Genomic DNA, 1,748 nt, shown 5'->3' with positions numbered 1-1,748 from the left:
TGACCGTGATCCCCGGCAACACGCTCGACGTGCAGGTGGCAGCCAAGGGCGGCGGCAGCGAGAACAAGAGCAAGTTCGCCATGCTGAACCCGAGCGACTCGGTGGTCGACTGGATCATGAAAACCGTGCCCACCATGGGCGCCGGCTGGTGCCCGCCGGGCATGCTCGGCATCGGCATCGGCGGCACCGCCGAGAAGGCGATGCTGATGGCGAAAGAAGTGTTGATGGAGCCCATCGACATGTACGACCTCAAGGAACGCGGCGCGAAAGACAAGACCGAGGCCCTGCGCATCGAGCTGTGCGACAAGATCAATGCGCTGGGCATCGGCGCGCAAGGCCTGGGCGGCCTGACGACCGTGCTCGACGTCAAGATCGCCACCTACCCCACGCACGCTGCCAGCAAGCCGGTGGCGATGATCCCCAACTGCGCCGCCACGCGCCACGCGCACTTCGTGATGGACGGCTCCGGCCCCGCCTACATCGACCCGCCCAGCCTCGACCTGTGGCCCGACGTGCACTGGGCGCCCGACTACAACAAGAGCAAGAAGGTCAACCTCGACACGCTCACCAAGGCCGAGGTGGCCGCCTGGAAGCCGGGCGACACCCTGCTGCTCAGCGGCAAGATGCTGACCGGCCGCGACGCCGCACACAAGCGCATTCAAGACATGCTGGCCAAGGGCGAGAAGCTGCCGGTCGATTTCACCAACCGCGTCATCTACTACGTGGGCCCGGTCGACCCGGTGCGCGATGAGGTGGTGGGCCCGGCGGGCCCCACGACCGCCACCCGCATGGACAAGTTCACCGAGATGATGCTGGCCGAAACCGGCCTGATCGGCATGATCGGCAAGAGCGAGCGCGGCCCGACCGGCATCGAAGCCATCAAGAAGCACAAGAGCGCCTACCTGATGGCGGTGGGTGGTGCGGCCTACCTGGTGTCGAAGGCGATCAAGAAGTCAACCGTGCTGGGCTTTGCCGACCTGGGCATGGAAGCCATCTACGAATTCGAGGTGCAGGACATGCCGGTCACGGTGGCGGTCGACTCAAATGGCACCTCGGTGCATGAGACCGGGCCGAAGGAGTGGCAGGCCAGGATCGGGAAGATTCCGGTGGCCGTGGTCTGAGGCTTATTCGCCGCTGACCTTGCCCTCACCGCGCGGGTCGGTGCCGCCGATCCAGCCGTTTGGCGTTCGTTGCACGCCGTTCAACCCGCTGCTCAAGCGCATCAGGCGCACCTCGTGGCCGAGCGCTCTCAGCGCGTCGGCCAGGGCCGCCGTGTCGGGCGTGGACTCCAACTCCGTCGGCCCGTTGCGCGAGCCGAAGTTGGGCAAGTCCATGGCCTGCTGCATGGGCAGCTTCCAGTCGAGCACACCCACCAGCACCTTGCCAACGTAGGTGATGATGAAGGAGCCTCCGGGCGAGCCCACGCTCATCAGCAGCTTGCCGCTCGCGCGGTTGAACACCAGCAGCGGCGTCATCGACGAACGCGGCCGCTTGCCGCCTTCCACCCGGTTGGCCACCGGCACCCCATCCGCCGCGGACACGAAGGAAAAATCCGTCTGCTCGTTGTTTAGCAGGAAGACATGCACCATCTTGCGGGAGCCGAACAGGTTCTCGATGGTCATGGTCATCGAGAGTGCGTTGCCGTGGCCATCGACCACCGACACATGCGAGGTCGACGGCAGCTCGGGGCTGCGGTCGTCGGCCAGCACCACCGAGCCCGGCAGCGGCTGGCCCGGTGTCGCCTTGCC

The 1,748-nt window shown here is 66.1% G+C and carries 2 protein-coding genes; one reads left to right on the top strand and one right to left on the bottom strand.

Features of this window, described 5'->3' with window-relative positions; all coding sequences use genetic code 11:
- Positions 1-1,121: FumA C-terminus/TtdB family hydratase beta subunit (locus RMO40_RS05210; RefSeq protein WP_309717282.1), on the top strand; the 1,121-nt coding region annotated here is incomplete at its 5' end.
- 3 nt (positions 1,122-1,124) lie between these two features.
- On the opposite strand, the gene RMO40_RS05205 is transcribed toward RMO40_RS05210, so the two are convergent.
- Positions 1,125-1,748, bottom strand: a 624-nt coding sequence (locus tag RMO40_RS05205; RefSeq protein ID WP_309717279.1) for a gamma-glutamyltransferase, incomplete at its 5' end; no start/stop codon positions are given.

Source organism: Rhizobacter sp. (assembly GCF_031412075.1).
In the GTDB taxonomy this organism is placed as follows: Bacteria; Pseudomonadota; Gammaproteobacteria; order Burkholderiales; family Burkholderiaceae_C; genus Rhizobacter.
This window is presented reverse-complemented; position numbering and strand designations above follow the sequence as displayed.